The 7,153-nt window shown below is 31.2% G+C and carries 5 protein-coding genes and 1 pseudogene; 4 read left to right on the plus strand and 2 right to left on the minus strand.

All coding sequences use genetic code 11. The annotated features are described in order from the left end of the window. The first annotated feature begins 13 nt into the window (after nucleotides 1–13). The 3 genes and pseudogenes from IJ258_RS11955 (at nucleotide 14) to IJ258_RS09420 (ending at nucleotide 2,038) form a co-directional block, all read left to right on the plus strand. A pseudogene (locus IJ258_RS11955) lies at nucleotides 14–264 on the plus strand (zinc ribbon domain-containing protein). Between the two features lie 375 nt (nucleotides 265–639). Next, on the plus strand, nucleotides 640–903 hold the full coding sequence (locus tag IJ258_RS09415; RefSeq protein ID WP_292806280.1) for a DUF4062 domain-containing protein: 264 nt from the start codon (nucleotides 640–642) through the stop codon (nucleotides 901–903). Further along, nucleotides 881–2,038 carry an ATP-binding protein gene (locus IJ258_RS09420; RefSeq protein ID WP_292806282.1) on the plus strand — a complete coding sequence of 386 codons (1,158 nt, stop codon included), beginning with the start codon at nucleotides 881–883 and terminating at the stop codon, nucleotides 2,036–2,038. Before IJ258_RS09415 ends, IJ258_RS09420 begins: the two co-directional genes overlap by 23 nt. Nucleotides 2,039–2,997: 959 nt before the next feature. On the opposite strand, the gene IJ258_RS09425 is transcribed toward IJ258_RS09420, so the two are convergent. Together IJ258_RS09425 and IJ258_RS09430 are read right to left on the minus strand one after the other, a co-directional pair. After that, a complete protein-coding gene (locus tag IJ258_RS09425) occupies nucleotides 2,998–3,468 on the minus strand; it encodes a hypothetical protein (RefSeq protein WP_292806284.1) in 471 nt (156 codons plus the stop codon). After that, nucleotides 3,465–3,926, minus strand: a complete 462-nt coding sequence (locus IJ258_RS09430) for a DUF3990 domain-containing protein (protein ID WP_292806285.1) — start codon at nucleotides 3,924–3,926, stop codon at nucleotides 3,465–3,467. The genes IJ258_RS09425 and IJ258_RS09430 overlap by 4 nt, the downstream gene beginning before the upstream one ends. A gap of 636 nt (nucleotides 3,927–4,562) precedes the next feature. On the opposite strand from IJ258_RS09430, the gene IJ258_RS09435 reads away from it, so the two are divergent. Then, entirely contained in the window at nucleotides 4,563–6,644 is a 2,082-nt protein-coding gene (locus IJ258_RS09435) for a hypothetical protein (RefSeq protein ID WP_292806287.1), read from the plus strand. Nucleotides 6,645–7,153 lie beyond the last annotated feature (509 nt).

Genomic DNA, 7,153 nt, shown 5'->3' on the forward strand with positions numbered 1-7,153 from the left:
AAAACTGCAAAAAATAGCCCTATACAAACTACTAAACATGATAAAATACAAAAGTGAGTGGTATGGAAAAACATTCATACAAATAGACAGATTCTACCCTTCAAGCCAAAAATGTAATGTCTCGGATACCAAAAAAACGACCTAACACTCGAAATACGAAAATGGACATGTACCCATTGCGGAACACACCACCACAGAGACATCAACGCCGCAAAAAATATATTAAACGAAGGACTAAGGATACAAAACACAACAACAGCGTGAAAAATATTATTTTATACCAGAACCCGTAAGTCAACGAGGGGATAGCTTGATAAACCTTAATACACAAGTATTAACAGCCCAAGAAAAATTTTACAAAAATGGTACAAACATTAAGTAAAAGACTATAATTACTTATTTTATTGATTATTATCATTAAGAAGATATTTTTGAAAGTATTTGATTAAATGGTGGGTTTATTAATATCAGTTTTTTCACCTAAGTTAATTTACATCAATTCTTTCATGATAACATTATATGTTTCACATGTTCATGTCAATATTTCTTTTTGAAAAAGCCAAATTTTATATTGTATGGGTTTTATAGTTATATTCATGGTTTTGAAAGTTTTTATAAGCAGTAATCAAGGGGAATTTGTTGAAGAAAGGAAATTTCTTTATGATGAGCTTAAAAAAAGATTCATATTTCAGCAGAAATGTTGAGTTATTTGTTTTTGAAATAGATGGGGCTAAAACTGAAGCTGCTAATGAAGTATTCATAAATGAAGTTGAAGAAGCGGATGTTTATATTGGATTGATTGGCAAGCATTATGGAAACATCTATAAGGATGGTGTTTCAGCAACTGAATATGAATACAATACTTTCATATCTAATAAGCATGACACATATTTTTTTCGTTAAAAACTGCAAAACAAGAGATGAAGGCAGCACAAAATTCCTAAACAGAATTAGAGATCTAACTAAATATGATACTTTCACAACCAAAGAAGAACTGCTGGATGCAGTTAAAAACAGCCTGCAAGATGCAATAGATAAAAGATTAACCCGTGTTGCATATGATAGGCAGATGCTATATAACTCTTCAATTGACGATGTTGATGAAGAAGCTATAGAACTTTATCTTGATGTTGTTGAGGATAATATTCGTGGTTTATTCGGGAAAAGGGATTTGGATAAGATTCTTGAATATATTGGTGCAGGAAAAATCGATGAAAATAATGTTTTCCATTTCAACAAAGCTGGTGCATTGTGTTTTGCAAAAGACATATCAAAATTTGACCTTGAGCATGATGTAAAGATGGTTCGCTTCAACGGCACCGAAAGACTTGAAATAATCGATAAACACTTTAGTGAAAGTTCATTTTTCAAACTAATAAAAGAATTCGACAGTTTCTTTAACCGAAACACAAAACTGGGTGGGATTGTAACTGGAATGAAAAGAACACAAATTCCGGAATATCCGATAAAAGCAGTCAGGGAAGCATTCATCAATGCAATCGCCCATAGGGATTACACATTAACTGGAGACTGCATAACATTTTACATCTACGATGACCGTATTGAAATAATAAGCCCTGGAAAATTACCATATCCTGTGACTCTTGAAACTTTAGGTGTTGATAAAAACCCAAAACACAGAAACAAAAACATCTGTAAAATATTTCAAAGAACAGAATACATGGAACACAAAGGCACAGGCATAGCTCGTATGAGAGATGATATGAAAAAAAGTAATTTGCCTGAACCTGAATTTGAAGATGGATTTTACTTTAAAGTAGTTTTAAGGGGACCTAATGGTAAATTAATACTTCCACAAAATGCAACTGCTAATGATTATGAAGAATTTAATCTTAATAATAGACAATTGGATGCAATTCTTAAAATGAGAAATGATGAAGAGAGTTTTTCATATAACTCTTATGCAGAAGTTTATGGTATATCCAAATCTACTGCAAAAAGAGATTTAAATACATTGTATGATAAAAAGCTAATTCGAAAAATCACTATGAATCAGTCCAATTATTTCTTTATTTAACACGTTTTTGACAGGTGGTTCAAAAACACTACCTATCATAAATAAATAAAAACATGATTAAAATAAATGATTATAATCAAATAAAGTATTGAAATTATTGAAGGTTAAATTATTTTAAACATATATGACTTGAAATGTTTTAAAATGAACCACCTTTAATAAATCAATATGGTGGCTTGAATTTATGATTTAAGAGTTAATCGATGTTTTCGATTATTCCAAAAAATATTTGACTATGAATATTTTTCGAATCCTTTATAAAGGAATGCTAAAAAAATGAACCACCTAAAATCATATAATGCACTAGTTCATTTTTTTCAAGTTAGATTCATGCATTCAAAAAATATTAAATTGGGAAAAGTATAACTTATTTCCCAATCATGCTTTTAAGGTTGTCCATGTTGAATTTTAGTCTGTCAAGTTCCCATATCAGTTTGTTTTTCTCATTTTCTATTTTTGACAAATTCAGGTGGATTGGTGTGTAGCTTTTTGACTTCTGTGTTGATGGTTACAGCAGACAAATGTTCTATATATGTGTATTTTAAATCTTCATGGTCGATTATGAAGTATGTCTGATCAGTCTTTTTTTTTTGATTTGCGAGGTCATCATTTACATTAACACCAGCATTCCCGAATTCAGGTTTGGAGTTTTACACTGCGATATATATGAATGAATATTGCAGAAGGGGTTTTGAATAGGTAATTATTGCTGTTAATGATGGAGTAATCAGATAACTCTATATTTAAAAAATGTTTGAAAATATGTTTCATTCATTCGATTAAGTGGTGGTTTTATTAATTATCAGTTTATAGGTCTGTTTCATTTAATGATAGTTGGATTTTGTCTGTGATGTTTGAACCAATTTTTGAAAGTAGGATGGTGTTGTCGGTTTCTCACCCGCACTGAATCGTATATATTTTCTTTGTTAGGTGATTTTTAACTTTATATTAGTTTTAATTTAAAAACCTCCGTTTTGATAAGCTCGGGCTATCACATAGGAAGGTTCATAGAACGCACTGCAGTTATAATTATCTATCACATCACATATGTCATCATTATATACTCTTATAATGCCGTCAACGTAATCTTCTTTGGATGATAATGTGTTTATAATTAAACGTTGATATACTGCGCCCATGTCAAGTGGTGTTGGGATGATTGCGGCAAGTTCTGTATCAACAATGGTAATATCATAATCTCCATTTTCAAGTTCATAGTCATTAATCCAATCTGCTTCTATTTTCAAAGGATTTTCACAGTGTAATACTTCTGCACAGCTAATCAGATGATATAGTTCATCTTTTCCAATTGTATTTACAACATATTTATTTTTTTGTTTTATATGTCTTGCCACTCTTTCTATCATGTAACAAATAAAGTATAAATCATTGATTTTAATATCTTCATCTGGGAAATATTTATTTTTCATAATATTTCACTTCCTTTAAATGTTAATGTTTTAAGTGATTTTTCAGTGTTAAAGCAAATTTGATGTGTTGGATAATTAAATTTCACCAGTTCCCAGAATGCTTCTCTTGAAATGTTGCCTTCGATAAATCCTTCAATGTAATTCCAAATTTGATCATCTGCCATAGGACCTTCCACTATATCATAGTTATGTTCTATGCCATTTCGGCAACTTACAATGAAGTCCAACCATTCTTCACACATTTCGTTAAACTTCAGAATGTTTAAATCAGTATTTGGCACATATTCATATAAGTTTACAACTGATTCTCCTTTTTTTGTCATAGCCCAGCGTTTTGCTTGCTTTTTAAATAAGGTGCAGTAAAAGCCATAACCGAAATCCTTATAAAAACCATTCTGTAGAATTCGTGGAAAAGGCACTTCCACATTACTTCCATGATATACTATATTTTTATCCATACGGCAACATCTGCTTTTTTAATATTTTAATATTCTCATGAACTCAAAATTTAAACACTAAATTCCTGGTGAAATTAACTTCCTGTAGTTTCATAATTATAATTTTGTTTAATTAATATATACTATTTTTCGCATATAAATTTTCTCAATGTCTGCAGCGGGAAAGTTAAATAATGCGGTTAAGTAAAACTTGAAAAGATTAATGATTGTCTGCGTTAATGATGGAGTAATCAGATAACTCTTATATTAAAAAAATGTTTGAAATATATTTCATTTATTCAATCAAATCGATAGGTTTATTAATATCAGTTTATATGCCTTTTTCATGTTTTTGAGATCTGATGTTTCCAATTGGTGGGGTATTAAATTTTTACATTTTGGCTTTTTCAAAATGTTTTTCATTTGATAATTAAATCTTGCCTTTGATTTTTATTCATGTAAAGTCTTAATGTAAATATTTATTAATATAATAATTACTAAAATATTATTTAGTAAAGTATATTATGATAATTTATAAATTATTGTTTAAACTTTGCTTGCTGATTCAACTTTCTTTTTGCAGTGTATTTAGTAATATATACTGACAGGTTAAGAGGTTTAACAGCATTAAAAAAACTTGAGGGTAGGTGAATTATTTTGAAAATGAATAAAATACTATTCGTGTTTTCAATAAGCATAATACTGCTTGCAAGCATGAGTCTAATTTCTGCCTCAACAAATGAAAATTTGACTTTAACAGACTCAGCCGACAGTAATGTGCTTTTGGAAGATGCGAGTGAAACCTATTCTTCTTTGAATCTTACAAGTGTTCAATCACAAGACGACAAAATCAAATCAGCAAATGACAACTACATCATAAACCAGCGAAACTACAAAATGTATTTCGATGAGGCAGGAGTCTTGAAAAACGAATACAGTGGCAAAATATTAACCTTTGACGGAACATTCACTGACAAAGGGATACTGACCATTAATTCTGACAATACAAAAATAACCGGTCGAAATACTTTGTTTAACAATACTGGGTTCAATATAAAAGCTGACGGCGTGATGCTAACCAATCTGAAATTTGTACTGAATGAAAGCTTTACAGGCAACAGTAATGCAGGAATCTACATTACAGGAAATAATGTTACACTGTATAATATAGATATGTCCTATGACACACCAAGTGATGTTGATGCAATTGGAGTCTATTCGTATGACAACACAGGTTTTAAGTTGATAAACTCTTCTTTTAACTATATTGGACATGCATTTCATGAAGGACACAACTATCCAATATTATTGCAATACAGTGATGATGCATTAGTTTCCGGCAATGACATTAGTTCAACATTGCCTTTGCGTGAAGTGGACTGGTCAGGTGGAATCTACGGTGGTGTGGGAATGGATAAGGTATCATCCTTTGCCGCAGGAGACAGTAAAAACCTGCAGTTCACAGGAAATAATGTATATTCAACCGTTAACTTTGGAGAATATGCAGATAATAAATATCCGACATTATCATCAGTTCTGATTTATGCATGCGACAATTCCACAATCAATAAAAACGATATTAAAGTGGAGGATTTACATACTCGTAAAAATACTGCAAATTACCTGTATGCACTTGATATTTACAGATTAAATGATGTGGAAGTTGTTGAAAATAATATTGATGTATTTACCTATGGGGGTAACGGCCGATACGGTACTGCTTACCCGATTCAGGTTACAGGACCTGCATATAACATTAAAGTAGCTTATAATTATTTGCATAGTGTTAGTAACGGCCCGAACATTGGAGTATACTCACAGAACTATTATGGATCAACACAAATCGATGTAATAAGTAATTTTATAAATATTACAGGTAAAGCAGGTACAGATTCATGGGCATTAGTTGCAGGAATCGAAGTACAGGACTCTGATGACAGAATATTAAACAATACTATCATTGTCGATACAGTTGGAGGCTATAAAGCAGGTGACAGAGTATATGGTATCAGTTATTCTCAAAATACTCAAGGAAACCATAAATACGACATAAAATACAATAAGGTTACAACACCTGGTCCAATTGCAATAAGCTTAAATCAGGGTCTTGGCTCAACAACCAGCGACACTAACGTAATGTATAATATTCTGGTCACTGGTGTGGGTGAAGGTGGAGACCGTGCAGTAAGCATTGGTGGAAACGGACAAAACAATGTGGTTCGTTATAATACTAATGGTGCAGATACAATACGTCATATGTCTGAACGTGACATTCCCTCATGGCTTAAAAACTATAACTCAGGAGGTGTCGGGAATGGAAATGGTGTGGATTTGTCATGGCTCAACACTGGAAATAATGCTGGTAATGGATTGGGCAATGGTGAAGGAAGTGGAAACAGCTTAAGTGGCAAAGGACAAGGAAGTGGATTGACCATTAAAAGCAAAGTCAATGGAAACAATATTAATCCATCTACTTCAGATGCCATTCGTGGTGATGCCAATTCAACAAGATATACTTATGGTGAATCAGGAATAAGTATTGCAAGTGCATCCTCATCAGCAGGATCTGGATCAAGTTCATCATCAAGTCCAAGCGAATCCAAAGCTTATGAAATAACAAAACAAATACAAGAACTTGATGAAATAAACTATATTCAAACAATAATAGGAATAATACTTGTTTTAATCTTATTGATTATTGGGTATAGAGAAAAAGAACGTACTGAAGAAGAATACTAAAACCATCACTTTTAAACTCTTTTTAATAATTTTTTAGTAACATATTTAAAACATATTTTACAAAAATTAAAAATGATAAACTGAATTTTAAAAAATTACAGTTAGGTTTTAGTTAATAAATATTTAACGAATACTAATTTAATTTTAATTAATGATTCATTTATCAAAATATATCTGAAAAAACAGAATCTCCATACTATCACTTGCAGTATATATTACTAATACACTGCAAAAAGAAGATTGATATGATTGTGGATTCCTGTTTTGGAAGATATTGCTAGACTGTTTTGAAAAAAAATGTTCAATAGGGTCTATAAATTATTTTTAAATTAACCTAATGGGGGATAATAAATAATGAAGATACAAACTAGTTTGATTTTAACAGTATTATTAATCTTCATATGTTGTATTGGTGCAGCAAGCGCTGCAGAAGACATCAGTGATGATTCTCTAACTATTGATGATGAAGCAGTAGTTGCAGAACAAGTTGATGATGTCGATTTACAATC

Source organism: Methanobrevibacter sp., from assembly GCF_017468685.1.
Taxonomy (GTDB): Archaea; Methanobacteriota; Methanobacteria; order Methanobacteriales; family Methanobacteriaceae; genus Methanocatella.